Genomic DNA, 24818 nt, shown 5'->3' on the forward strand with positions numbered 1-24818 from the left:
AGAAGTTCAGTCGATGGAGGTGTTGCGGACGGTCTCGGGGATCTGCAGGTTCGCGAAGATGACGGCGACGGCCTCCTCGAGCGAGTAGCCGAAGCTCTCACCGGTGGCGGTCTTCTGGATCACCAGTCCGAAGATCGCCGACCAGAACGCCTTCGATTCGACGTCGATGCCGGCGCGCAGTTGCCACCCGGTTCGCATCAGGGTGCGGATCAGCGCGACCTCGCCCGACGAGTGCAGAGTGCGGAGGGTGTCGGTGATGAGATCGCGCAGTTCGCTGCGACGTCCCGTCATCAGCATCGCCGACGTGAAGAGTTCGACGCTGGGGGCGCCGGGTCCGAGCAGGGAGCCGACGAGTTTCTCCGTGTAGTCGCCGACGGTCTCCGCGGTGGCCGCGTCGTCCTCGGCCCGCTTGCCGGCGCGCAGCACGGCAGCACACGCGACCTCGACGAAGAGTCGTTCCTTGGAACCGTAGTAATAGGTGACCTGGTTGGGGTGCGCCCCGGCGGCGGCGCAGATCTGCGTGATCGGGACGCCCTCGCCGTGCTCGAGAAACAGTTCGGTGGCGGCGGTGAACAGGGCGTCGCGGGTCTGACGACCGGACTCCCGGGTGGCTCGCGCTGCTCGGCCCGTCTGCGGCACCATGACTGCTCCTACTTGTTTGTATGACAAACAATAACTCGACTTTGTTTGTATGACAAACAAGGAGAGTGACGGGCGTCGCCCCCGACGTCCTCCGACCCCGGAAATACCGACTGCCAGGGTTACGCTGCTCACCATGTTTTCTTCCGTCGGAGCGAAGATCCGTGTGGTGGTGGCGCTACTGCTCACCGCCCTGCTGGCGCTGACCCTGTCGTCGTGTTCGAGTGACGGGGAAACGTCCGGGGCGGCACCGCAGGATCTGTGTTCGCCACCCGGCGTGGGCGCGGCCACCGCCGCCCCGACCAACCTCGCCGCCGCAGGCGCCGCGGCCGAGGACCGCTACACGACGCCGTCGACCACCCCGGTCGACCAGATCGACGCGTCGAAGCTGAACCTCATCACCCCCGGCGTGCTCACCGTCGGCACGCTGTCCGACGCGCCGCCGAGCATCTGCGTGAACTCGGAGAACCAGTTCACCGGTTACGACAACGAACTGCTGAAGGCCGTTGCCGACAAGCTGGGCCTGCGCGTCGACTTCGTCGGCACCGAGTTCGCCGGACTGCTCGCCCAGGTGGCCGGGCGCCGCTTCGACGTCGGATCCTCCTCCATCACGACGACGGACGAGCGCCGCAACACCGTCGGCTTCACCAACGGCTACGACTTCGGCTACTTCTCCCTCGTCGTTCCCAACGGCGGTCCGATCCAGGGCTTCGACGACCTGACCGAGACCACTCGGATCGGCGTCGTCCAAGGCACCGTCCAGGACGACTACGTCGTGAACACGCTGAAGCTGAACCCGGTGAAGTTCCCCGACTACGCCACCGCCTACGCGAACCTGAAGTCCGGGCAGATCGACGCCTGGGTGGCGCCGTCGCAGCAGGCCGAGGGTGCCATCGCGCCGGGCGATCCCACGTCGATCGTCGAGAACACCTTCAGCGTCAACAACTTCGTGGGCTGGGCCGTCAACAAGGAGAACCAGCCGCTCATCGACGCCCTCAACTCCGGGCTCGACGCCGTCATCGCCGACGGCACCTGGGCGCAGCTGTACTCCGACTGGGTGCCCCGCGAACTGCCCGAGGGCTGGAAGCCCGGCAGCAAGTCGGCACCGGTGCCCGACCTGCCCGACTTCGCCGCGCTCGCCGCCCAGAACGCACAGAACACGACCGAAACCCCCGTCGCGGAGCCCAAGTCGACACTCCAGCAGCTGAAGGACACGTTCTTCAACTGGGACCTCTACACCCGGGCGTTCCCCGATCTGCTCAAGACCGGTCTGCCGAACACGTTGATCCTCGCGCTGGCGTCGGGCATCGTCGGCACCGTCCTCGGCATGCTGCTCGCGATGGCAGGGATCTCCCGCACCCGCTGGCTCCGCTGGCCCGCCCGCATCTACACGGACGTGTTCCGCGGACTGCCCGCCGTCGTCATCATCCTCATCGTCGGCCTCGGCGCCGGACCCATCGTCAAGGGACTCACCGGCAACAACCCGTACTGGCTCGGTGCCGCCGCGCTGTCACTGCTCGCGTCCGCATACATCGGTGAGATCTTCCGGTCCGGCATCCAGAGCGTCGAACCCGGACAGCTCGAAGCGTCCCGGGCGCTCGGGTTCAGCTACCGGAAGTCGATGACGCTCGTCGTCGTCCCGCAGGGTGTGCGACGGGTGCTGCCCGCGCTGATGAACCAGTTCATCTCCCTCATCAAGGACTCGTCGCTGATCTACTTCCTCGGCCTGCTCGTCAGCCAGCGGGAACTGTTCGCCGTCGGCCGCGACCTCAACGCCCAGACCGGCAACCTGTCGCCGCTCGTCGCCGCCGGCCTGTTCTACCTGGCGATGACGATTCCGCTGACCCACCTCGTCAACTACATCGACAACCGTCTGCGCACCGGCCGCGCCGACACGTCCGGCACGCTCGACCCGGTGGAACAGTCCATCGTCGTGGAAAGGGGATAAGGCGATGGCCGTCTCTCTCACTGGCACCGACCTGCATCTCGCATTCGGCACCAACAAGGTGCTCCGCGGCGTCGACCTCCATGTCGACGCCGGCGACACCGTCACCGTGATCGGACCGTCCGGCTCCGGAAAGTCCACCCTGCTGCGGGTCCTCAACCGGCTGCACGAACCCGATCAGGGCGACGTCCTCCTCGACGGCAAGTCGGTGCTGAAGGACAACCCGGACAAGCTGCGGCAGCGCATCGGCATGGTGTTCCAGCACTTCAACCTGTTCCCGCACAAGACCGTCGTCGACAACATCGCCCTCGGCCCCCGCAAGCTCAAGGGGATGTCCAAGGACGAGGCACGGTCGCTGGCGCTCGAACAGCTCGAACTCGTCGGGCTCGCCAACAAGGCCGACTCCCGGCCCGGCAACCTGTCGGGCGGGCAGCAGCAGCGCGTCGCGATCGCCCGCGCCCTCGCGATGAAGCCCGAGGTGATGTTCTTCGACGAGGCCACCTCGGCGCTCGACCCCGAGCTGGTGAAGGGCGTCCTCGCGCTGATGGCCGACCTCGCCAAGGGCGGCATGACGATGGTCGTCGTCACCCACGAGATGGGGTTCGCCCGCGAGGTCTCCGACACGGTGCTGTTCATGGATCACGGCGCCGTCGTCGAGACCGGGAAGCCGGACCAGCTGTTCGACAATCCCGAAACCGAACGGCTGCAGCAGTTCCTGTCCCAGGTACTCTAGGCCGCTCCGCGGCCTGTGCGTGGTTGACGAGTCCTGAGACTCCTTAACCACGCACGGGCGCGAAGCGCCTACCGCGTCATCGCCCGGATCCGCCTGGCCGCGACGGAGATCAGCGCCAGCGTGGGTTCGGTGGCGACCTCCGACTCGATCTCCGTCAGCAGTGCCCGCGCGCGGGCGAGCCGGGCGGCGTTGTGCTGTTCCCACTGGTCGACCTTGTCGGCCGCGTCCTCGCCGGGTTCGCTCACGGACAGCGCGTCGAGGGTGATGGCGCGCAGCGAGCTGTAGAGGTCGTCGCGCAGGGCCAGGCGGGCGAGGGCGTGCCAGCGGTCCAGCCGGGGGAGCGCCGTGACGGCGGTCAGCGCGGTGTTGATGTGCAGGTGCGCCGACAGCGCGAAGTACAGTTCGGCGACGTCCTCGGGACTGTGCTGTGAGATCTCCGCGATGTCCACGATGTCGAGGAGGCAGTACGTGTGCAGGAGGTCCGCCACGTCCGCGGCCAGCCCGGTCTCCGCCCCACGCGATGTGAGGGCCTCGGTGCGCCGCCCCACCGCGGTGATCTCGTCGCCCCGCAACCATTCCCGCACGCGTGGCCCGAGGTCGCGGACGACCGGACGGTAGCGGGCGATCGTCGCCTCGAGCGGCAGCGGTTGCGGCCGGTGCGTGGTCAGCCACCGCGACGCGCGGTCGATCAGTCGCTGGGTCTGCACCGTCAGTGCGTTCGTGCCGACCGTCGGTGTGGTGTCGGCCGACGCCCGGATCCGCTCGAAAGTCTCTCCGAGGTCGAAGATCTCGGCGACCGCGGTGAAGGCGTTCACCGCCTCCGCGGAGTCGGCGCCCGTCTCCTCGCGCAGGCGGAAGGCGTACGTCATCCCCGCGCGGTCGACCATGTCGTTGACGACCGACGTCGTGACGATCTCCCGGCGCAGCGGATGCGCGGCGACCGTGTGCGCGAACTCGCGGCCGAGGCGCGGCGGGAAGTAGTTGTGGAGCCGGCCGGCGTAGACCCCGTTGTCGGGGAGGGTCGTGCCCGACACCTCGCTCTTGATGAATCGCTTGACCTGCGCGGTGAGCTGCGCCAACTCCGGGCTCGTCAACCCCTTTTGCTCACGTTCGAGCGCGCCGAACTGCGCGGACGTCGGGAGCACGTCGATCGCGCGGTCCACGTGTCCGCGCCGTTCCAGGTCGTCGACCATGCGGGAGTGGAAGCTGACGAGGGTGCCGGCCTGCGCCCGGTTCAGGCTCATCATCTCGTTCTGGCTGCGGTTGTCGGCGAGGACGAGCCTGCTGACGTCGTCGGTCATGTCGGACAGCAACTCTCGCCGGTCCTGCGCGGTGAGGGTGTTGTCGGCGGTCGCGCCCGCCAGGGCGATCTTGATGTTGACCTCGTGGTCCGAGCAGTCGACGCCGGCCGAGTTGTCGAGCGCGTCGGTGTTGACGCGACCGCCGTTGCGCGCGTACTCGATTCGCCCGAGCTGGGTCAGCCCGAGGTTGCCGCCTTCGCCGACCACCCGGACCCGCAGTTCGGGCGCGTCGAGCCGGACCGCGTCGTTCGACTTGTCGCCGACGTCCGCGTGACTCTCCGTCGTCGCCTTCACGTAGGTGCCGACCCCGCCGTTCCACAGCAGGTCGGCGGGCGCACCGAGGACGGCCCGCACGAGTTCGACGGTGGTGAGGACCCGATCGTCGTCGATCCCGAGAACGCGCCGGGCCTGCGGTGTCAGCCGAACCGACTTCGCGGACCGGTCGACGATCATGGCGCCGTCACCGAGGACCGCCTTGTCGTAGTCCTTCCAGCTCGACCTGCCGAGCGCGAAGAGGCGTGCCCGCTCGTCCCACGACCGCTGCGGGTCGGGATCGGGGTCGATGAAGACGTGCCGATGGTCGAATGCGGCGAGCAGACGGATGTGCGGGCTGAGCAGCATCCCGTTTCCGAAGACGTCGCCGCTCATGTCGCCGATGCCGACGACGGTGAAGTCGTCGGTGCGGGTGTCGACGCCCATCTCGCGAAAGTGCTGCATGACGCTTTCCCACGCGCCGCGGGCGGTGATGCCCATCGCCTTGTGGTCGTAGCCGACGGATCCGCCGGACGCGAATCCGTCGCCGAGCCAGTATCCGCGCTCGAGCGCGATCGCGTTGGCGACGTCCGAGAACGCCGCTGTCCCTTTGTCCGCGGCGACCACGAGATAGGTGTCGTCGCCGTCGCGGCGGACGATGCCCTCCGGCGCGATCACCTGCCGGGTCGTGATGTCGAGGTTGTCCGTCATGTCGAGGAGGCTCGAGATGAATTCGCGGTAGCAGGAGATGCCCGCCGACGCCGTCGCCTCCCGGTCGGCGGCGGCGTCACCGGTCGGCGCGGGCGGGTTCTTGACGACGAAGCCGCCCTTCGCTCCCGCGGGGACGATGACGGCGTTCTTGACCGCCTGCGCCTTGACGAGTCCGAGGATCTCGGTGCGGAAGTCGTCGCGGCGATCCGACCACCGGATGCCGCCGCGGGCGACGTCGTCGAATCGCAGGTGCACGCCCTCCACCCGGGGCGAGTACACGTAGGCCTCGTATTTCGGCCGGGGCAGCGGCAATTCGTCGATCGCCGCAGAGTCGAACTTGAACGCGAGAGCGCGCGCGGGCCGACGGTCATCGGCGTAGTAGGTGGTCCGGGTGGTCGCGCGGATCAGGGACAGCAGTGCCCGCAGGATCCGGTCGGCGTCGATCCCGGCGACGGCGTCGATCTCATCGACGATGCGGCCCTCGAGCGCGTCCTCCGCGGCGGCGTCGCGTTCGATACCCGGGTCGAGCCGAAGGGCGTGGAACTCGACGAGAAGTTGCGTGATTGCACTGTTGCTCAGCAGGACTCGTTCGACGTTGCTGCGGCTGTACGGGAGCCCGGCCTGACGCAGGTAGGCGGAGTACGCGCGGAGGACGGTCACCTGACGCCAGCCCAGCCCGGCATGCAGGACGAGCGCGTTGAACCCGTCGACCTCGGTCTCACCCGTCCACGCCGCCCGGAACGCGTCCGCGATCCGGCTGTCCCGGGTCACTCCGTGGCCGTCCGTCACGGCGACCAGATCGACGGTGAGGTCGTAGATCCAGGCACGGTGCCCGTCCGGGCGGGTCAGCGCGGCCGGACGTTCGTCGAGCGCGTTGACGCCGAGGCTGGACAGGATCGGCAGAACCTCGTTGAGCGGTGCGGGTTTCCCGACCGCGTAGATCTTGAGGTTCTCGTACGGTGCGGACGCCTCGGCGGTGGTGAACGTCAGCGCCACACTGTCGACGCCGAGGCGCTCCACCTCCGCGACATCGCGGATCGCCTGTGCTGGATCGGTTTCGGTGGCGTAGCTGATCGGCAGCGCGGACGCGTAGTGACGCGCGACCGCGGTGTCGAGGCGATGCGGCTCCGTGAGCAGCGTGCTACGCCACAACTCGTGGGACCAGGGTGTGTCGAGTTCCGTGCCGATGCTGTTCATGACGATGGGGTGATCTCCTGTAGTGGGATCGGAGCGAAGCCGATCACGCAGTGGTGAAGCGAATCAGTTGACCTGGTCGAGCCTGGGCGATCCGGTCGATGTCCTCGTCCGCGACGACGCCGATGACGGGATAACCGCCCGAGATGGGATGGTCCGCGAGGAAGACGACGGGCTGCCCGCTCGGCGGAACCTGGATGGAGCCGAGCGCGACACCTTCGGTCGGGAGTTCGGCCTCGGACGTCCGCACCAGTGCCGGCGCGTCACCGTGCCGGTTCAGGCGCGCCCCGATGCGGTCGGTGTCCGGGGAGACGGCCCACACCCCCGTGGTCAATGCTTCGGGGTTGGTGAACCAGTCGTCGCGGGGGCCGCCGACGACCCGCACCGACAGCGTTCCCGCCTCCATCGGTGGGACGGGTGCGACGTCGACGTTCGGGAAGCTCGTCGCCGCGGTGCCGACGAGTAGAACGTCGTTGGGTTTCAACGCTTCCGGGCCGATTCCGGAGAGGGTGTCGGTGCTGCGGGAGCCGAGCACGTCCGGCACCGCGACGCCACCTCGGATGCCGACGTAGCTGCGCAGGCCGACCTGCGCGTACTGCAGGCGCAGCGTCTGCCCCGGTTGCATCACGACGACGCTCGCGTGGCCCATCGGGATTCCGTCGAGCAGCGCCGTCGCGGGTGCACCGGTGACGGCGACGATGGTCACGTCCCGTGTGCGGAGGGCGAGGCCGCCCATCAACACCTCGATGCACGCGCTGTTCTCGTCGTTCCCGACCAGCCGATTGGCCAGCTTCGCGGATCCGCGGTCGGCGGCGCCGGACACGCCCACACCCGAACTCAGGTAGCCGGGGCGGCCGAGGTCCTGGATCAGGCTGAGCGGACCCGTTTCGAGTACTTCGAGTTCACTCACAGTGTTTCCTCGTCGACGAATCGGACGCGCTGCCCCGGCTGCAGCAGCGCCGGAGGGTTCGCGTCGAGGTTCCACATCGGAGAGTCCGTGGTTCCGATGATCTGCCATCCGCCGGGTGAGGTCCGGGGATACACCGCGCCGTAGCCACCGGCGAGGGCCACGGACCCGGCGGGCACCACGGTCCGGGACTGCGCCCGCCGTGGCACGGTGAGCCGGTCGTCGCCGCAACTCAGGTAGGCGAAACCCGGTGCGAATCCGATGAAGACACAGCGCCAGGTGGCCGCGGTGTGCGCCGCGATCACGTCCTCGCGGCTCAACCGCAGATGGTCGGCGACGTCGGCGAGATCGGCGCCGTCGTAGCGGACCGGGATGGTGACCGGCTCGGAATCGGTTGCGCGGCTGTCCTCGTGCACCTCGAGGTCGACGGTCATCGTCCGCAGCGCGCGGCGCACCTCGTCGAGGTCGGTGCGCGGAGTCGTGGTCACGAGTACCGTCCGCGCCGCGGGGAGCACGTCCTCCACACCGGGAACCGGGGTGCGGCGGAGGCGTTCGGTCAGCGACACCACGAAGGGTTCCGACTCCAGTTCGACGAGGAGGGCCCGGTTGCCCGCCGGAAGGATCCGGGTGCCGGCGCTCGGGGTGGTCATGCGAAGGACCCGAGCGTGACGTCGGCACTCTCCAGGGCGCGCCGGACCTGGCGGGCCGTGCGCACGGACCCCGGCGAATCACCGTGGACGCAGAGGCTGCGCACCGGCACCGCGACGTCGTCGCCGTCCATCGACTCCACCGTTCCGCTCGACACCATGCGCACGGCCTGGGCGGCGGCGACGTCGGGATCGTCGATGACGGCGCCGGTCACCGAGCGCGGGGTCAACGTGCCCGCGGCGGTGTAGCGGCGGTCGGCGAAACCCTCGGCGACGAACTCGATGCCGTGGGTTTCCGCCGCACGCTGCAACTGCGAGCCGGGTGGGCCCATCAGCGCGAGCGGTTCGGCGAACCGGCCGATGGCCGACGCGATCGCCTCCGCCCGCTCGTAGTCGAGTGCGGCGGAATTGTAGAGCGCACCATGCGGTTTGACGTACGACACGCGAGATCCGGCCGCACGCGCGAACACGGCGAGCGCGCCGATCTGGTACAGCGTCTCGTCGCACAGATCCGCCGGCGACACCGCGAGTTCCCGGCGGCCGAATCCGGCCAGATCCCGGAAACCCACGTGCGCACCGATCGCGACGTTTCGCTCGGCCGCGCCCTCGCAGGCCCGGCGGATGATCATCGGATCCCCCGCGTGAAACCCGCACGCGATGTTCGCGCTGGTGACGATGTCGAGGAGGGCCTCGTCGTCCGCCAGGGTCCACTGCCCGAAGCCCTCACCGAGGTCGCAGTTCAGATCAACGCGCATCGGGAACCTCCAGCACGTACTCGCTGTCCGGGATGTCGGTGATCAGCATGTTTCCGGGCGCATGGGTGATCGCGAACGGCAACCGGGACGCCATCACCGCCGCCTGCGGGGTGACCCCGCAGGCCCAGAACACCGGCACGTCGCCGGGCTCGAAGTTCACCGGATCGCCGAAGTCGGGGGCCGCGACGTCGGCGATGCCGAGTTCCGCGGGATCGCCGATGTGCACGGGTCCACCGTGGACGGCGGGCATCCGCGCCGAGATCGCCGCCGCGAGCGAAACCTGATGTTCGGGAACGGGCCGCATCGACACCACCATCGGTCCGCTCATCCGGCCCGCGGGCCTGCATTCACGGTTGGTCACGAACATCGGGACGTTGCTGCCCTGCTCGACGTGCCGCAGCGGGACCCCGGCGGCGGCCACCGGGTGCTCGAACGTGAAGCTGCATCCGATGTGGAACGCCACGAGGTCGTCCCGCCACAGCCCCGACACGTCCGCGGTCTCGTCGGCCAGTTCACCGTCCTTCCACACGCGGTACAGCGGCAGGTCGGTGGTGATGTCGGCGCCGGGGGCAAGCACCGTCTCGCGGGAGCCGACGTCGCCGACGTCGAGGACAGGGCACGGCTTGGGGTTGCGCTGCGTGAACAGCAGAACGTCGTAGGCCCAGTCCTGCGGAACGGCGATGAGGTTCGTCTGCGCGAATCCGGGCGCCAGACCGGCGGTCGGGGTGACACGTCCCGAACGGAACGCGGAGCGGAGGTCGGCCGGTGAGTCAGTCAAGTTGGATCCCGCGGGTCTCGGGGAGGAAGAACAGGGCGAAGACGGCGATGGCGTACCCGAGCGCACCGAAGATCATTGCGCCGCCGATACCCAGCTGGGTGGCCGCCAGGAAACCGACGACCGCGGGGAACACGGCACCGACCGCGCGGCCGAAGTTGTAGGTGAAGCCCTGACCCGTGCCGCGGGACTGCGTCGGGTACAGCTCGGACAGGAACGATCCGAATCCGCTGAAGATCGCCGACGTGCAGAAGCCGAGGGGGAAGCCCAGGATCAGGATCAACGTGTTCGCACCCTCGGGCACCTGGGTGTAGCCGACCATGAAGATCGCCGACAGGAACGCGAACAGCTGCATGGTCCGCTTGCGGCCCAGCTTGTCGGTGAGGATGCCGCCGCTGACGTAACCGAGGAACGCACCCGAGATCAGGACGGCGAGGTACCCGCCGGTGCCGACGACGTCGAGTCCGCGCGAGGTCTTCAGGAATGTGGGCAGCCAGGACGCCAGCGTGTAGTAGCCGCCCTGCACACCGGTGGCGAGCAGCGACGCGAGCACGGTAGTGCGGAACAGTCCGCCGCGGAAGATGGCGGCGAACGAGCCCGTCTGCTTGCCCGCGGACTCGCGGCGCTCCGTGACGACCTCGGGGTCCTTCAGATTCCGGCGAACCCAGATGATGAGGAAGGCGGGCAGCACACCGGTGAAGAACAGCACGCGCCACGCGACGTCGGGGTCGAACAGCTGGAAGACGACGGTGTAGACGATCACCGCCAGCGCCCAGCCGACTGCCCACGCACTCTGCACGAAGGCGACCGCCCGGCCCCGGTACTCGGCCCGGGCGTACTCGGCCACGAGAATCGCACCCGCCGCCCACTCGCCGCCGAAGCCGAGGCCCTGGAAGGCGCGGAAGACGAGCAGCGTCTCGAAGTTCTGCGCGAAGCCGCACAGCACCGTGAAGATCGTGTACGTCGCGACGGTGACCTGCAGGGTGCGGACCCGGCCGATCTTGTCGACGAGGATGCCGGCGAGGGCACCGCCTAGCGCGGACACCACCAGCGTCACCGTCGTCAGCAGGCCTGCCTGACCGGTGGTGAGGCCGAAGTAGGCGGCGATGGCCGCGAGGCCGAGCGGGAGGACCTGGAAGTCGTAGGAATCCAGTCCGTACCCGCCGAACGCCCCGATGAAGGCTCTCTTTCCCTTCGGCCCGAGGGTGCGGAACCAGTCGAAGGGGCGCGCCTGCGCGACCTCGGTCTGTGTATCTGTGGTCATGGCACCTCGCCTGAAGAAGGGATGTAACTGCCGGAAGAAACGGTGTAACTCCCATCACGGTACAAATCGTTCAACGATCCTGCAATACCCTGAGAGGATCGTTTAACATGGAAGACATCGCGGAACCGAGCTCACAACTATGATTGCGGTCGAGATCGAAACCTGAGGAGTGGACTTGACCAGCTCGAATGCCCTTCGCGGCGATGCGCATTCCCGCCTGGCCGCTCACCGCGGCCTGCTCGAACGCACCAGCAGGACCACCCGGGTCGCCGGCATTCTGCGGGACGCGATCATCGACGGAACGTTCCGACCAGGCGCGCGACTGTCCGAACCCGACATCTGCGCCGCCCTCGACGTCTCCCGCAACACCGTGCGCGAGGCCTTCCAGATCCTCATCGAAGACCGGCTCGTCGCGCACGAACTCAACCGCGGCGTCTTCGTCCGCGTGCCCACCGCCGAGGACATCACCGAGCTGTACATCTGCCGGCGCGTCGTCGAATGCGCCGGTGTCAACGGATTCGATCCCGCCACCGGCGACCTGTCGCGCGTCGCCGAGGCCCTCGACCTGGCCGACGAACGGTACGCCGTCGAAGACTGGACCGGAGTCGGCACCGCCGACATCCACTTCCACAGCGCCCTCGCCAGCCTCAACAACAGCAATCGCATCGACGAACTGATGCGCAGCGTGTGGAACGAGGCGCGACTCGTCTTCCACGTCATGGACGACGCCCACCGATTCCACGGCCCGTACCTCACCCGCAATCACGAGATCTACGACGCCCTGGCGGCCGGCAACACCGAAGCCGCAGGTCAGCTACTCAAGACCTACCTCGAAGACGCCGAGGCGCAGATCCTGGGGGCGTACCGCCCCGTGAGCGGTTGACGAGTCCAGAGACTCCTCGACCACGCACGGGCGCGAAGCGCCCGTAGAAGCCCTCGATGTGCTCCCGCACCAGGCCGGCGGCCTCGGCGCCGTGCCCGTCGCGGAGGGCGGCGACGATGCCGCGGTGCTCGCAGCGGAGGTGGGTCGCGACGGCAGGCCAGTCGTCGAGGAGCGGAACGGCCTGCATGACGTAGCCGTGAATCGAGTCGCGGAGCGAGACCATCATCGCCTCGACGAGGACGTTGCCCGCGAGTCCGGCCATCGCGACGTGCAGGTCGGCGTCGAGCCGGTGGAACGCCTCGGGTGAGAGGTCCTCGTCGTCCATCGCGTCGAGCAGTGTGTCGATGGCCGAGAAGTCGAGGTCGGGGGCCTGTCCGGCGGCTTCCTGCACCGCCCACGACTCGAGCAGTGTGCGTGTCTGGACGACGTCGTGGATGGGTAGCGTGCGCGTCGCCATGTGCAGTCGGATGGCTGCGCCGATGGACGCGGCCGGGTCGGCGGCCACGATCGCGCCCGCGTCCGGTCCGGACCCGACGGCCGTGCGGACGATGCCCATGGCCTCGAGCACGCGCATGGCCTCGCGGACGGACGACCGTCCGACCCCCAGTTCCTCGGCGAGTGCGCGTTCGGCGGGCAGACGACCGCCGACGGTGAGTTTGCCTGCCGCCAGATCCTGCTCGATGCGGTGCAGGACGACCTCGTGTGTGCGCACGACGAAAGTTTACCTGGTGTGGTCTGACCACAGTGCGCTACTGTGGTCAGACCACAGCCCAGCCCGGTTGGAGTACCCGATGAGAATCGCCCTGTTCGCCACGTGCCTGGCGGATGCCCTGTTCCCCGAATCCGCCACCTCGACGGTCCGCCTGCTCGAGCGGCTCGGCCACGAGGTCGTGTTCCCACCGAAGCAGACGTGCTGCGGGCAGATGCACGTCAACACCGGCTACCAGGCCGAAGCGCTCCCACTCGTCCGTCACCACGTGGAAGCGTTCGAGAGGGGACCGTCCTGGGACGTCGCGGTCGCGCCGTCCGGTTCCTGCGTCGGATCCGTCCGGCACCAGCACGCGATGGTCGCCCGCCGGTACGGGGACGAATCACTCGCGACGCGCGCCGAGGAGGTCGCGTCCCGGACGTACGAACTGTCGGAACTGCTCGTCGACGTCCTCGGCGTCACCGACGTCGGCGCCTATTACCCGCACCGGGTGACGTACCACCCGACATGCCACTCGCTGCGGATGCTGCGCGTCGCCGACAAACCGCTGCAACTGCTTCGCGCGGTGCGGGGGATGACGCTGATCGAACTCCCCGCGGCCGAATCCTGTTGCGGCTTCGGCGGAACGTTCGCGCTGAAGAACTCCGAGACGTCGACCGCGATGCTCGCCGACAAGATGGGCAACGTCCTGAGCACGGGCGCCGAGGTGTGCAGCGCCGGCGACTCGTCCTGCCTGATGCACATCGGCGGCGGACTGTCCCGGCTGCGCAGCGGGGTCCGCACCGTCCACCTCGCCGAGATCCTGGCGAGCACCGAGAAGATCGGGAGCAACGCATGACCACGTTCCTCGGCTCGCCCACCTTCCATGCGGGCACCGGAAACATCCGGGGCACAGAATCTTTCCCCGACGCGGCGCGGAAATCACTCGCCGACACCCAACTGCGCGCCAATCTCGGCGCGGCCACCACCACCATTCGCAACAAGCGCATCGCCGCGGTCGCCGAGGTCGAGGACTGGGAGGAACTGCGGCAGGCGGGCAGCGCCCTCAAGGCGGACGTGATGGCGCGGCTCCCCGAATTGCTCGTTCAGTTCGAGGAGAACGTCACCGCCCGCGGCGGCACCGTCCACTGGGCACGCGACTCGGAGGAGGCGAACCGGATCATCACCGACCTCGTGCAGGCCACCGGCTCCGACGAGGTCGTGAAGGTCAAGTCGATGGCCACCCAGGAGACGGGCCTCAACGAGCACCTCGAGGCGAACGGGATCGCGGCGATCGAAACCGACCTCGCCGAACTCATCGTCCAACTCGGCGAAGACAAGCCGAGCCACATCCTCGTTCCCGCCATCCACCGCAACCGCGCCGAGATCCGTGAGATCTTCCTGAAATCGATGCCGGGCATCGACAAGGACATCACCGACGACCCCCGGGCGCTGGCGATGGCCGCGCGGGCACACCTTCGGCGGAAGTTCCTCTCCGCGAAGGTGGCAGTCAGCGGCGCGAACTTCGGGGTCGCGGAAACCGGGACCCTCGCGGTGGTGGAGTCGGAGGGCAACGGGCGGATGTGCCTCACCCTCCCCGACACCCTCATCACCCTCATGGGCATCGAGAAACTGGTCCCGACGTTCACCGACCTCGAGGTGTTCATGCAACTGCTGCCGCGGTCGTCCACCGCCGAGCGGATGAACCCGTACACCTCCATGTGGACCGGGGTGCATCCCGGCGACGGCCCGCAGAACTTCCACGTCGTCCTCCTCGACAACGGTCGCACCAACGTGCTGGCCGACGAGGTCGGGCGGTCGGCACTCCACTGCATCCGCTGCAGCGCCTGCCTGAACGTGTGCCCCGTCTACGAGCGGGCAGGCGGACACGCGTACGGGTCGGTGTATCCGGGCCCGATCGGCGCGATCCTCAGCCCGCAACTCACCGGGACCACCGGCCACGACGACCCGAACGCGTCGCTGCCGTTCGCCTCGACGCTGTGCGGCGCCTGCTTCGACGCCTGCCCGGTACGCATCGACATCCCCAGCATTCTCGTGCACCTGCGCGCGGAGCAGGTCGACTCCGAGCGGCACGGGCTTCCCGGCGGCCAGGACCTCGCGATGAAGGCCGCGGGCTTCGTGATGGGGTCGGAGAAGCGCTTCGCCGCCGCCGAGACGGCGTCCAAGGTCGGCCGGGTACTGGGCGGCAAGAAGGGACGCATCACGTCGCTGCCGTACCCGGGGTCCAAGTGGACCGCGAGCCGCGACCTCCCCTCCCCGCCGAAGGAAACCTTCCGCCAATGGTGGGCCCGCACTCACGAGGACACGACACGATGACCGCACGCGAAGAGATCCTGTCCCGGATCCGGTCGGCGCTCGCCGACGCACCCGCCCCCGAACCCGTTCCCCGCGACTACCACCGCCTGCCTGCGTCGGGCCCCGGGGACGTCGAGTTCTTCGCCCACACCGTCGACGACTACCGCGCGCAGGTCCATCGCGCCGACGAGAGCACGGTCGCCGAGGTCGTCACCGGGCTGATCGCGGAGGGCGCGCGCGCCGTCGTCCCGCCGGACCTGCCGCTGTCGTGGCGGCCGCGACGTGACGTCGTCGTCGACGGGGCACCCGCCGAACTGTCGACGCTCGAACTCGACGCGCTCGACGTGGTCGTCACCGGTTGCACCCTCGGGATCGCCGCCACCGGGACGATCGTGCTCGACGGCGGCACCGGGCAGGGGCGGCGGGCACTGACCCTGGTCCCGGATCACCACATCTGCATCGTGCGCACCGATCAGATCGTCGACACCGTGCCGCAGGCCTTCCAGACCCTCGACGCGACCAAGCCGCTGACGTTCATCAGCGGCCCCAGCGCCACCAGCGACATCGAACTCAACCGCGTCGAGGGCGTCCACGGTCCCCGGACGCTGGACGTCGTCATAGTGCGCTGACGCGCCTGTGCGTGGCTTACGAGTCCAGAGACTCGTCAACCACTCACGGGGCGCGGAGCGCCCTCGCGGCCAGATCGGCGATGGCGCGGACGATCTCCGCGCCACCGAACATCACGTCGTCGTTGTGCCCCGCCCCTTGCAGCACGACGGTTTCGACGGGACCGCGCGCCGCATCCGCCACGCGTGCGCTCTGGTCCGGGGGGACGACGCTGTCGGCGGTGCCGTAGACCACGGTGGTCGGCACATCGATGCGTGCGACGTACTCCGCGACGGGGAAACGGTCGCGCAGCAGCAGCCGGACCGGCAGGAACGGGTAGTGCCGGGCGCCGACGGACGCGAGGTCGACGAACGGCGACCGAAGCAACAGGCCCGCAGGCGGATGCCCGGTGGCGAGTTCGGTGACGACGCCGGTGCCGAGGCTTTCCCCGAAGTAGAGCAGCCGCTCCGGCGGCACGCGACGTTCGTCGACGAGGTACCGGTGGGCCGCTCGGACGTCGAGTGCCAGCCCGTCCTCGCCGGGGTGGCCGGGGTTGCCGCCGTACCCGCGGTAGTCGAAGAGCAGTGTGGCGAAACCGGCGGCGGCGAGGTCCGACGCCAGTAGCGCGCGGTCGGCCCTGTTGCCGGCGTTCCCGGCGGCCACGAGGACGGTCATGCGCGGGTCCCCGCTCGCGGGTGGGACGTACCAGGCACCCAGTTCGAGGCCGTCCGACGTGGTCAACGTGATGTCCTCGGCCCCGGCGATCAGTCGGTCGGCAGGCGGCACCGGCGAGTTGTCGGGGTAGTAGATCAGACGCCGCTGCAATACCCACACCCCCGCGACCAGCAGAGCGACGACTACGAGCGCAACGATGCCGACGCGGATCATTGCCGGATCGGTGTTCCCGCCCACTCCAGCAACTCAGCCACGGGCAGGGTGTTGATCACGTCCGACGGCTCGACTCCGCGTTCGGCGGCGCGCTCGCAGGCGTAGCCCTGCCAGGCGAGCTGACCGGTGGTGTGCGCGTCGGTGTCGATGGAGAACTTGCACCCGCTGTTCAGTGCGAGGTCGATCAGGCGTCCCGGCGGGTCGCGGCGCTCGGGGCGGGAGTTGATCTCGACCGCGGTGCCGTACTCCCGGCACGCCTCGAACACCCGTTCCGCGTCGAACTTCGATTCGGGCCGCGGTCCCCGCGCACCCTCGACGAGCCGGCCGGTGCAGTGCCCGAGCACGTCGACGTGCGGGGACTTCACGGCCTGCAGCATCCGCTTGGTCGTCGTCGCACGGTCGGTGTCCAGGTGCGAGTGCACGCTGGCCACCACGATGTCCAGGTCGGCGAGCAGGTCGTCGTCCTGGTCGAGGGAGCCGTCGTCGAGGATGTCGACCTCGATGCCGGTGAGCACGCGGAACGGCGCGAGTTCCGCGTTCAGTTCGGCGACGACGCTCAGCTGGGAGAGCAGTTGCTCCGACGACATCCCGTTCGCGACCGTCAGCCGCGGCGAGTGATCGGTGATCGCGCAGTACTCGTGGCCAAGGGCGGCCGCGCGGCGCATCATCTCCCGGATCGGGCACCGGCCGTCCGACCAGTCGGAATGGGTGTGCAGGTCGCCGCGGAGGGCGTCGAGCAGTTCGGTCCCGCCGAGGCCGATCGGCTCGGCCGCATTGCGCAGGTACATCAGATACAGCGGCACCGACTCGGCGCACTCACGGATGATCGCGGCGGCCTCGGATCCGATGTCGGGTGGCGACACCCAGCCGCGCTCCTCCAGGTCGACCAGTTCGTCCTCGTCCGCGTACGTCAGCACGTCGGCCGCCCGCCGGAATGCGGCGATCCTCGGTGCCTCGTCACGCGAGCGCTCGAGCCAGAACGCAATTTCCCGCAGCGCTTCGACGGGGTCCATCTTTCAATGGTGCACGGCTGCCGGGCTGCTGGCTAGAAGCAATTTCTGCCAGAACTTAGGGTCACCTCGTTGTCCGCACGTTCACACGCACGTTCCCTTCGTCTCGCTTACGACTTCTACGGTGCCGGAGTTGTCCACATTCGAATCGGGAGCCACGGTGAGTTTGAAACCCCTCGCACTGTTCGTCAATCACGACGGCGTGTCTTCGCGCGCATCCGTCACCTGTCAGTACAAGTGCGGAAACGCGTGCTCCCACGACGTGCCCAACACCTCGCACGGCGAATACTTCCGTGACATCGCCCGTACCGCCCTGTCGCGGCGCGGGATGCTGCGCGGGACCGGGATGGCCGTCCTCGCCGTCGGCGCGGGCAGTGCGCTGGTGGCCTGCTCGGACGACTCCGGCAACGGAAGCGTCTCCGGTTCGGACGGTTCGGACGGTTCCGCACCAGCCGGAACGAACTTCGACGCCGTCGCCCCCAACACCGAGGACGCCCTCGTCGTCCCCGACGGGTACGAGCAGGCCGTGGTGATCCGCTGGGGCGACCCGGTGCTGCCCGGGGCTCCCGCGTTCGACTTCGACAACCAGACCGCCCAGGCGCAGGCGCAGCAGTTCGGGTTCAACAACGACTTCGCCGGACTCCTGCCGGTCGAGGGGCAGCCGAACGCCTTCCTGCTGGTGGTCAACCACGAGTACACCACCGAGCCGTTCATGTTCACGGGCTACGACGCCGAGAACCCGTCGCCGGAGCAGTTCCAGACCGCGCTCGCCGCCCACGGGCTGTCCGTGGTGCAGGTGAAGGGCGAATCCGCCTCCGGCGCGCTCACTCCCGAGTTCGGACCGTACAACCGGCGCATCACGGCGACGACGGAATTCGTCGTCACCGGCCCTGCCGCGGGCAGCGACTTCCTGAAGACGTCCGCGGACCCGACGGGCACGAAGGTGCTCGGCACGCTGAACAACTGTTCGGGTGGCGTCACCCCGTGGGGCACGGTGCTGTCGGGGGAGGAGAACTTCAACCAGTACTTCGCGAACGCCGAACTGGTCACCGACCCCGCCGTCGCCGCACGGCTGAAGCGGTACGGCGTGGAAGGTGCTGCGTCCGAACGTAAGTGGGAACGGTTCGACAAGCGTTTCGACCTCGCCCAGGAGCCGAACGAGGTGAACCGCTTCGGCTACGTCGTCGAGGTCGATCCGTGGGACGCGACGTCCGCACCCGTCAAGCACACGGCACTGGGCCGGTTCAAGCACGAGGCCGCCACCATCCACGTCACCGACGACGGCACCGTCGTGGCGTACAGCGGTGACGACGAACGATTCGACTACATGTACAAGTTCGTCTCCAGCCGCAAGGTGATGGACGGCAGGAGCCAGGCCGCATTGCGCCACAACATGACGCTGCTGGACGCGGGCACCCTGTACGTCGCGAAGTTCAGCGGCAACTCGGCGGACGAAATCGACGGGTCGGGCACGCTGCCGGCGAGCGGCACGTTCGACGGCACCGGCGAGTGGATCCCGCTGCTGCGCACCGGCGAGGACGGCCGGGGCGAGTCGCTCGTCGACGGCATGAGCGCCGAGGAGGTGGCGGTGTTCACCCGTCAGGCCGGCGACAAGGTGGGTGCCACCAAGATGGACCGTCCCGAGGACTTCGAACCCAGCCCGACGACCGGCAAGGTGTACGTGGCGCTGACCAACAACACCAAGCGCGGCGTCGACGGCGCGGCGGCCGCCGACGAGGCCAACCCGCGGAACAACAACAAGAACGGCCAGGTCCTCGAACTCACCGACGACCACGCCGGCACCGCGTTCACGTGGAACCTGCTGCTCGTGTGCGGTGACCCGACGGAGGCCGACACCTACTTCGGCGGCTTCGACAAGGCGAGCGTCAGCCCGATCTCCTGCCCCGACAACCTCGCGTTCGATCCGCACGGCAACCTGTGGATCTCCACCGACGGCAACGCACTGAAGTCCAACGACGGCCTGTTCAGCGTCGTCCTCGAGGGCCCCAACCGCGGGGAGACCAAGCAGTTCCTCACCGTGCCCAAGGGCGCCGAGACGTGCGGTCCGATCGTCGGCGAGCAGCGGGTCACGGTGTGCGTGCAGCACCCGGGTGAACTGGACGACGCCAGCGCCGACAACCCGGCGTCGCACTGGCCCGACGGCGGCGACGCGCAGCCGCGTCCCGCCGTCGTGGCGGTGTGGAAGTCGGGCGGCCGGATCGGCGTCTGACCCCAGGTGAGTGGCAAAGTGTGCCCCGGCACGCTTTGCCACTCACCTGGCGGGGGTGGGCGGACGCCCGAGCAGCGACTCGAACATCGCGCCGCCCGCGAGGAACCCGTACCGGTCGTAGAACTCGAACATCGCGGACAACCGGGCGCGACCGTCGTCCGTCAGGTCCCGCCCGTGCCGCGACATCCACTCGTCGACGGACACCTGCTTCACCGACACCGGGCCACTCGCCCGGTCGCACAGGTCCCGCACGCTGAGGGCCTCCGGGCCGCCGAGTTCGTAGGTGGCGCCGTGGTGGATGTCCGGGCCCTCCACCAGCACTCGCGCGCCCACCTCGGCGACGTCCGCGAGTGCGACGAACGAGAACGCCGCGTCGGGGCTGTAGGGCAGTTCGACGGTCGTCGCCGTGCCCGCCAGCACCGCCCCGAAATTCTCGGCGTAGGCGCACGGCTGCAGGACGGTCCACCGGAGCCCGCCGAACGTCCGGAGTTCGTCCTCGCACCGCGCCTTGTCGACGTGGTGGGGCATGAGCGGGGTGTACGGCCAGGCCACGGAGTGGTAGACGAGGTGATCGACGCCCACCGACGCTGCGGCGCGCATCGTGTTCCGCAGCAGCGCCGGCTCGTCGGGGTGCACGTTGGGGGCGATGAAGTACACGCCCCGGCAACCCGACAGCGCCTTGTCCAGTCCCGCACCCGTTTCGAGGTCGACGGCGAAATCACCGGCACGCCGGGCGGTGTGCACCACCCGGCGTACGTCGTCGAGTCCCTCGAGCGCCGCCACGACGGCGGCTCCGGTCTTCCCCGCGGCGCCGATGACGGCGATCTCGGCGCCGCGGGAGAGTGACTCGGTCATCGGATCACCGGTCGATGAAGTCGAACTCGGCGAACTTCGCTCCGCCGGACAGACGTTCGTAGCCGGGACCGCGGTCGAAGAAGGGCTCGTCGAGGCCGCGGTCCGCGCGCAGCTGCTCACGCAGGGCCTCGGTGGCGTCGATGTCCGCGACCGGTTCCCCGGTCGACGACGCCAGCACCACACCGTAGTCGACGCGTGCACCCTCCGCGGACACCTTGCCCCACAGCACGTCCCGGACGACTTCCTCGATCGGACGGTCGAGCGGGTCGCCCCAGCCGCCGCCACCGGTGGTGCGGATGCGCACCACTTCGCCGGCCTTGATCGGTTCGGCGTCGGTCAGCGCGTCGAACTCGCGCTCGTTCGGTCCGCCGGGGTCGAGGACCACCGAGAAGGGGCGTCCGGCCTTGCCGCCCTTGACTCCCCAGCAGGAGAGGATCGACCGGTCGGCGATGGACATGAAGTTCGCGTCCTTGAGCATCCGGATGTGCTTCTCGTAGCCGAGGCCGCCGCGGTAGCGTCCGGCGCCGCCGGAGTCCTTCGCCAGGCCGAGCTTCTCGACGATGAACGGGAACCGGCTCTCGGTGAATTCGGTCGGCAGGTTCCGCGAGTCGGGAACGACGTGGATGGTGTCTTCCCCGTCCGCGTAGTGCCTGCCGCCGGACCCGCCGCCGAGCACCTCCCGCATCAGGTAGGAGTGCCCGTCGAAGTCCTCGCCGTACACCCCCGTGTAGCGGATGGTCTCCTGGTCGGCGGGCATGTTCCCGTCGACGGCTTTCGCGACGACGCCGGCGAGCACGCCGAGCAGTCGCAGGATCACGAACGTCCGGGCATTGGTGGGCGCCGGGAAGATCGGGGTGATCAGCGTGCCCTTCTCCGGGAACTTCATCTCGATCAACGGCACGACACCCTCGTTGACGTCGAGTTCCGCCATCCGCTCGGGACTGTCGGCGAGGTTGCGCAGGATCGGCGCGAGCCATTTGATGAGAAAGTTGCCGTCGGCGTAGTCACCGCAGTGGTTGATGGGACCCTTGGCCTGCGGGCCCGTGCCGTTGAAGTCGAGGATGAGGCGTTCGCCGCCCTCGTCCTCCGGGCCGGTCTTGGTGAGCGTGATCCGCTGCCGGTGCAGCATGGGCTCGTCGACGCCGTCGTGTTCGGCGTAGTCCTCCCACGTGTACTCGCCCTTCGGGATCTTGCTGAGGATCTCCCGCCGGTACGTCTCGGTGGTCGCGTCCATCATCGCGTCGAAGCACGCCTCGACGGTGTCGCAGCCGTACCGCTCGAACAGCTCGGTGAGACGGCGAGCGCCCATGAGGCAGGCCGAGCACTCGGCGTCGAGGTCGGCGGCCAGCGCATCGGGCATCCGCGAGTTGCGGGTCATGATGCGCAGTGCGGCCTCGTTGGGCACACCCTGATCCCACAGCTTGATCGGCGGGACCATCAGGCCCTCCTCGTACACCGTGGTCGCGCCCGACGGCATCGATCCCGGGCAGCAGCCACCGATGTCGTCGTGGTGGCCGAACGCCTGCACGAACGCGACGACGGACGGTTCCTCCTCGCCCGGCCTGGTGGCGAACACCGGGACGGTGACGCAGAGGTCGGGGAGGTGGCCGATGCCGCCTTCGGACAGGTAGACGTCGTTGTGGAAGTAGACGTCGCCGGGCTTCATCGTGTCGAGCGGGAAGTCCCGGGCCACCGGGTGCACCAGCGCCGAATACGAACGGCCCGTGAGCTTCCGGAGGTTTCGGTCGTGGATGCCGGCGCGGAAGTCGTGGGCGTCGCGGATCATGGGGGAGCGGGAGGTCCGCGAGATCGACGTCTCGACCTCCATCTCGACGCTGGCGAGGTAGCCGGCGACGATCTCCACCAGCACCGGGTCGGGGGTCGTGCCGTCGACCGGGGTCAGCCGGTAGGGCTTGACCGCCTGCACTGCAACGGGTTCGGTGGTGACGGTCATCGGTTCGCTCCGTTCGAGTCGGCGATCTTGGTGATGCGGATGTTTCCGAAGGTGTCGATCCGCGCCCGGAAACCGGGGTGCACGGGGATGGTCGAGCTGAATTCCTCGATCACCGCCGGACCCTCGAGGACGTCGCCGGCACCGAGCCGGGCCCGGTCGTAGACCTGGGTGGTGACCCACTCGTCGAAGTACGCCGGACGGGTGCCGGTCACGGCGGACTCCGCTCCGGTCCCTGCCGCGATCTCGTTGAGGGTCGGGCGCTTGATCGGGCCGATGCCGCTGACGCGCAGGTTGACCCACTCGACGTGCTGGTGCGGGTCGCCGCGGAAGTCGTAGCCGTACAGCTCCTTGTGTGCCTGGTGGAACCGGTCCGCGGCGTCGTCCATCAACTCCTGCGTGACGGGACCCTCACCGACGGGCACCCGCACCTCGAAGGCCTGGCCGAGGTAGCGGAGGTCTGCCGAGCGCGCATACTTGCGCTCGGCCTCGCCGAAGCCCTCGTCGGCGAGTGCGCGCTCCGCCTCCGCGGCGAGCGCGTCCAGCCCCGATTGCAGTTCCTCGATCTTCAGCCGGTCGTGTCTGCAGACGTGGGTCTGCACGTAGTCGTTGCGGACGTCGACCGTGAGCAGCCCGAATGCGGACACGTTGCCCGGGTTCAGCGGGACGAGGACGTCCTTGAGACCGAGGATGTCGACCAGCCGGCAGGCGAGCAGCGAACCGGAGCCGCCGAACGTGACCAGGGTGAAGTCGCGGACGTCGAGACCGCGCTTGACCGTGATCTGCCGCAGCGCGTTGGCCTGGTTCCATGCGGACACCTCGAGGATGCCGGTGGCGCACGCCTCGAAGTCGAGCTTCAGCTGGTGGGCGAGCTGCTCGACGCCCTTGCGGGCCAGTTCGGTGTCGAGGGGGATCTCGCCGCCGAGCAGGTGGGGTGGGATGCGGCCGAGCAGCACGTGGGCGTCGGTGATCGTCGGCTCGCTGCCGCCCTTGCCGTAGCAGAGCGGTCCGGGGTCGGCACCCGCCGACTGCGGTCCGACGCGGAGCGTGCCCTCGGGGGTCTGCCAGGCGATGGAGCCGCCGCCGGCGCCGACGGTGACGACGTCGATCATCGGGATCTTCGACGGGTACGCCCCCACCCGACCCTCGGTGGTGAGCGCGGGCTCACCGCGGACCACGACGGTGACGTCGGTCGACGTTCCGCCGCCGTCGCACGTGAGGACCTGTTCGACACCCGCGACACTCGCGATGAGCGCCGCGCCGAGCGCGCCGGCCGCCGGGCCGGACAGCACCGTCGTGATCGGCTGGTGCACGACCTCCTTGGCGGAGAGCACGCCGCCGTTCGACTTCATCACGTAGAACGGGATGTCGCGTGCTTCGCCCTCGTCGGAGGAGAACTCGCGCAGCCGGTTGGCGATGTTGTTCACGTAGTTGCGGATGTTCGGCTTCACGGCCGCATCGACCAGCGTGGTGATGGACCGCTCGTATTCGCGGTACTCGCGCAGCACCTGGCTGGAGATGCTTACCGTGGCCTCGGGGTATTCCTCGAGCAGAAGATCCCGGACGCGGTTCTCGTGGCTGGGGTCGGCGTAGGAGTGCATGAGGCACACGCCGATGGTGCGGATGCCGCGCTGGGCGAAGAACCGGGCGGCCTCGCGGACGTCGTCCTCGACGAGGGGGCGGATCTCGCTGCCGTCGAACGCGAGCCGGCCGCCGATGGTGCGGACGCGGTCGGCGGGGACGATGCGGTCGGGCTTGACCCAGAAGTAGGAGTTGCCGTAGCCGTCGGGGACGGACTGGCGGGCGATCTCGAGGACGTGCTCGTAACCCTCGGTGGTGATGAATCCGAGGTTCTCGACCTTGCCTTCGAGGAGCTTGTTGGTGGCGACGGTGGTGCCGTGGCTGACGGCGCCGATCGCGTCGCCGGTCTCGCCGAGCTTGGCGAGCACCTTCTCGATACCGGTGAGGAATCCCTGCGCCGGGTCGGCAGGCGTCGAGGGCGTCTTGGTGGTGACGACGGCTCCGGACTCCTCGTCCACAGCCACGACGTCGGTGAATGTTCCGCCGGTGTCGATACCGACCCGAATCTTTCTGGATTCCACGATTCCTCCTGGGCTCGTCTCTGTAAGGCAATTGCACCGCTTCCGCCGCCCGGTTTCTTTGTCACATATCGCCGAACTCATCGGTCCTCGTTCGGTGCTGCCCGTGCCCGGATGGCCCGGACAGACGACAGCACCCCGAACCGGACGGTTCGGGGTGCTGTGTGAC

General features: G+C 68.7%; 20 protein-coding genes. 7 read left to right on the forward strand and 13 right to left on the reverse strand.

The window, feature by feature from the left end; all coding sequences use genetic code 11:
• Positions 1–6 precede the first annotated feature (6 nt).
• Positions 7–642 carry a TetR/AcrR family transcriptional regulator C-terminal domain-containing protein gene (locus PSR88_RS17660; protein WP_011596096.1) on the reverse strand — a complete coding sequence of 212 codons (636 nt, stop codon included), beginning with the start codon at positions 640–642 and terminating at the stop codon, positions 7–9.
• Positions 643–775: 133 nt separating this feature from the next.
• On the opposite strand from PSR88_RS17660, the gene PSR88_RS17665 reads away from it, so the two are divergent.
• Together PSR88_RS17665 and PSR88_RS17670 are read left to right on the forward strand one after the other, a co-directional pair.
• Entirely contained in the window at positions 776–2587 is a 1812-nt protein-coding gene (locus tag PSR88_RS17665) for an ABC transporter substrate-binding protein/permease (RefSeq protein WP_011596097.1), read from the forward strand.
• Positions 2588–2591: 4 nt separating this feature from the next.
• Positions 2592–3317: an amino acid ABC transporter ATP-binding protein gene (locus PSR88_RS17670; RefSeq protein ID WP_011596098.1), complete on the forward strand. Its 726-nt coding sequence runs from the start codon at positions 2592–2594 to the stop codon at positions 3315–3317.
• Between the two features lie 68 nt (positions 3318–3385).
• On the opposite strand, the gene PSR88_RS17675 is transcribed toward PSR88_RS17670, so the two are convergent.
• The 6 genes from PSR88_RS17675 to PSR88_RS17700 are packed head-to-tail and all read right to left on the reverse strand — an operon-like array spanning position 3386 to position 11123.
• On the reverse strand, positions 3386–6778 hold the full coding sequence (locus PSR88_RS17675) for an NAD-glutamate dehydrogenase domain-containing protein (RefSeq protein ID WP_016884837.1): 3393 nt from the start codon (positions 6776–6778) through the stop codon (positions 3386–3388).
• Positions 6779–6821: 43 nt separating this feature from the next.
• Positions 6822–7685, reverse strand: coding sequence for a biotin-dependent carboxyltransferase family protein (locus PSR88_RS17680; protein ID WP_009476472.1), 864 nt, complete (start codon positions 7683–7685; stop codon positions 6822–6824).
• Positions 7682–8332 carry a 5-oxoprolinase subunit B family protein gene (locus tag PSR88_RS17685; RefSeq protein ID WP_009476473.1) on the reverse strand — a complete coding sequence of 217 codons (651 nt, stop codon included), beginning with the start codon at positions 8330–8332 and terminating at the stop codon, positions 7682–7684. Before PSR88_RS17685 ends, PSR88_RS17680 begins: the two co-directional genes overlap by 4 nt.
• Positions 8329–9084 (reverse strand): LamB/YcsF family protein, encoded by a 756-nt coding sequence (locus PSR88_RS17690; protein WP_016884836.1) that lies wholly within the window; start codon positions 9082–9084, stop codon positions 8329–8331. The genes PSR88_RS17685 and PSR88_RS17690 overlap by 4 nt, the downstream gene beginning before the upstream one ends.
• Positions 9074–9862, reverse strand: coding sequence for a putative hydro-lyase (locus tag PSR88_RS17695; protein WP_016884835.1), 789 nt, complete (start codon positions 9860–9862; stop codon positions 9074–9076). Before PSR88_RS17695 ends, PSR88_RS17690 begins: the two co-directional genes overlap by 11 nt.
• Positions 9855–11123, reverse strand: coding sequence for an MFS transporter (locus PSR88_RS17700; protein ID WP_009476476.1), 1269 nt, complete (start codon positions 11121–11123; stop codon positions 9855–9857). Before PSR88_RS17700 ends, PSR88_RS17695 begins: the two co-directional genes overlap by 8 nt.
• Positions 11124–11292: 169 nt before the next feature.
• Here PSR88_RS17700 and PSR88_RS17705 point away from each other — a divergent pair, with 169 nt between their 5' ends.
• Entirely contained in the window at positions 11293–12006 is a 714-nt protein-coding gene (locus PSR88_RS17705; RefSeq protein ID WP_016884833.1) for a GntR family transcriptional regulator, read from the forward strand.
• On the opposite strand, the gene PSR88_RS17710 is transcribed toward PSR88_RS17705, so the two are convergent.
• Entirely contained in the window at positions 11942–12718 is a 777-nt protein-coding gene (locus PSR88_RS17710) for a FadR/GntR family transcriptional regulator (protein ID WP_037198062.1), read from the reverse strand. The two genes, PSR88_RS17705 and PSR88_RS17710, sit on opposite strands and share 65 nt — an antisense overlap.
• A 79-nt stretch (positions 12719–12797) precedes the next feature.
• On the opposite strand from PSR88_RS17710, the gene PSR88_RS17715 reads away from it, so the two are divergent.
• Genes PSR88_RS17715 through PSR88_RS17725 form a run of 3 tightly spaced genes read left to right on the forward strand, consistent with a single transcriptional unit; the run spans position 12798 to position 15639 of the window.
• A complete protein-coding gene (locus PSR88_RS17715; protein WP_029539765.1) occupies positions 12798–13553 on the forward strand; it encodes a (Fe-S)-binding protein in 756 nt (251 codons plus the stop codon).
• Positions 13550–15031: a LutB/LldF family L-lactate oxidation iron-sulfur protein gene (locus tag PSR88_RS17720; protein WP_016884832.1), complete on the forward strand. Its 1482-nt coding sequence runs from the start codon at positions 13550–13552 to the stop codon at positions 15029–15031. Before PSR88_RS17715 ends, PSR88_RS17720 begins: the two co-directional genes overlap by 4 nt.
• Positions 15028–15639, forward strand: coding sequence for a lactate utilization protein C (locus PSR88_RS17725; protein ID WP_011596106.1), 612 nt, complete (start codon positions 15028–15030; stop codon positions 15637–15639). The genes PSR88_RS17720 and PSR88_RS17725 overlap by 4 nt, the downstream gene beginning before the upstream one ends.
• 43 nt (positions 15640–15682) lie before the next feature.
• Here PSR88_RS17725 and PSR88_RS17730 read toward each other — a convergent pair whose 3' ends face one another.
• Positions 15683–16504, reverse strand: a complete 822-nt coding sequence (locus tag PSR88_RS17730) for an alpha/beta hydrolase (protein ID WP_016884831.1) — start codon at positions 16502–16504, stop codon at positions 15683–15685.
• On the reverse strand, positions 16501–17517 hold the full coding sequence (locus PSR88_RS17735; protein ID WP_016884830.1) for a PHP domain-containing protein: 1017 nt from the start codon (positions 17515–17517) through the stop codon (positions 16501–16503). Before PSR88_RS17735 ends, PSR88_RS17730 begins: the two co-directional genes overlap by 4 nt.
• Positions 17518–17674: 157 nt before the next feature.
• Here PSR88_RS17735 and PSR88_RS17740 point away from each other — a divergent pair, with 157 nt between their 5' ends.
• On the forward strand, positions 17675–19744 hold the full coding sequence (locus PSR88_RS17740; protein ID WP_029539764.1) for a PhoX family protein: 2070 nt from the start codon (positions 17675–17677) through the stop codon (positions 19742–19744).
• A 42-nt stretch (positions 19745–19786) separates the two neighbouring features.
• On the opposite strand, the gene PSR88_RS17745 is transcribed toward PSR88_RS17740, so the two are convergent.
• The 3 genes from PSR88_RS17745 to PSR88_RS17755 are packed head-to-tail and all read right to left on the reverse strand — an operon-like array spanning position 19787 to position 24652.
• Positions 19787–20599, reverse strand: coding sequence for an NmrA family NAD(P)-binding protein (locus PSR88_RS17745; protein WP_016884828.1), 813 nt, complete (start codon positions 20597–20599; stop codon positions 19787–19789).
• A 4-nt stretch (positions 20600–20603) separates the two neighbouring features.
• Positions 20604–22553, reverse strand: coding sequence for a hydantoinase B/oxoprolinase family protein (locus tag PSR88_RS17750; protein WP_009476486.1), 1950 nt, complete (start codon positions 22551–22553; stop codon positions 20604–20606).
• On the reverse strand, positions 22550–24652 hold the full coding sequence (locus PSR88_RS17755; RefSeq protein ID WP_029539763.1) for a hydantoinase/oxoprolinase family protein: 2103 nt from the start codon (positions 24650–24652) through the stop codon (positions 22550–22552). The genes PSR88_RS17750 and PSR88_RS17755 overlap by 4 nt, the downstream gene beginning before the upstream one ends.
• Positions 24653–24818 lie beyond the last annotated feature (166 nt).

Origin of the sequence: Rhodococcus sp. DK176 (assembly GCF_038447315.2) — a bacterium.
Taxonomy (GTDB): domain Bacteria; phylum Actinomycetota; class Actinomycetes; order Mycobacteriales; family Mycobacteriaceae; genus Rhodococcus_F; species Rhodococcus_F jostii_A.

Excerpts from the sequence above, each read along its gene's own strand:
- PSR88_RS17675 (WP_016884837.1), bottom strand. The coding sequence starts at position 6,778 with ATGAACAGCATCGGCACGGAACTCGACACACCCTGGTCCCACGAGTTG.
- PSR88_RS17725 (WP_011596106.1), top strand. The coding sequence starts at position 15,028 with ATGACCGCACGCGAAGAGATCCTGTCCCGGATCCGGTCGGCGCTCGCC.
- PSR88_RS17750 (WP_009476486.1), bottom strand. The coding sequence starts at position 22,553 with ATGACCGTCACCACCGAACCCGTTGCAGTGCAGGCGGTCAAGCCCTAC.
- PSR88_RS17700 (WP_009476476.1), bottom strand. The coding sequence starts at position 11,123 with ATGACCACAGATACACAGACCGAGGTCGCGCAGGCGCGCCCCTTCGAC.
- PSR88_RS17685 (WP_009476473.1), bottom strand. The coding sequence starts at position 8,332 with ATGACCACCCCGAGCGCCGGCACCCGGATCCTTCCGGCGGGCAACCGG.
- PSR88_RS17735 (WP_016884830.1), bottom strand. The coding sequence starts at position 17,517 with ATGGACCCCGTCGAAGCGCTGCGGGAAATTGCGTTCTGGCTCGAGCGC.
- PSR88_RS17720 (WP_016884832.1), top strand. The coding sequence starts at position 13,550 with ATGACCACGTTCCTCGGCTCGCCCACCTTCCATGCGGGCACCGGAAAC.
- PSR88_RS17715 (WP_029539765.1), top strand. The coding sequence starts at position 12,798 with ATGAGAATCGCCCTGTTCGCCACGTGCCTGGCGGATGCCCTGTTCCCC.
- PSR88_RS17665 (WP_011596097.1), top strand. The coding sequence starts at position 776 with ATGTTTTCTTCCGTCGGAGCGAAGATCCGTGTGGTGGTGGCGCTACTG.
- PSR88_RS17660 (WP_011596096.1), bottom strand. The coding sequence starts at position 642 with ATGGTGCCGCAGACGGGCCGAGCAGCGCGAGCCACCCGGGAGTCCGGT.
- PSR88_RS17670 (WP_011596098.1), top strand. The coding sequence starts at position 2,592 with ATGGCCGTCTCTCTCACTGGCACCGACCTGCATCTCGCATTCGGCACC.
- PSR88_RS17730 (WP_016884831.1), bottom strand. The coding sequence starts at position 16,504 with ATGATCCGCGTCGGCATCGTTGCGCTCGTAGTCGTCGCTCTGCTGGTC.
- PSR88_RS17745 (WP_016884828.1), bottom strand. The coding sequence starts at position 20,599 with ATGACCGAGTCACTCTCCCGCGGCGCCGAGATCGCCGTCATCGGCGCC.
- PSR88_RS17690 (WP_016884836.1), bottom strand. The coding sequence starts at position 9,084 with ATGCGCGTTGATCTGAACTGCGACCTCGGTGAGGGCTTCGGGCAGTGG.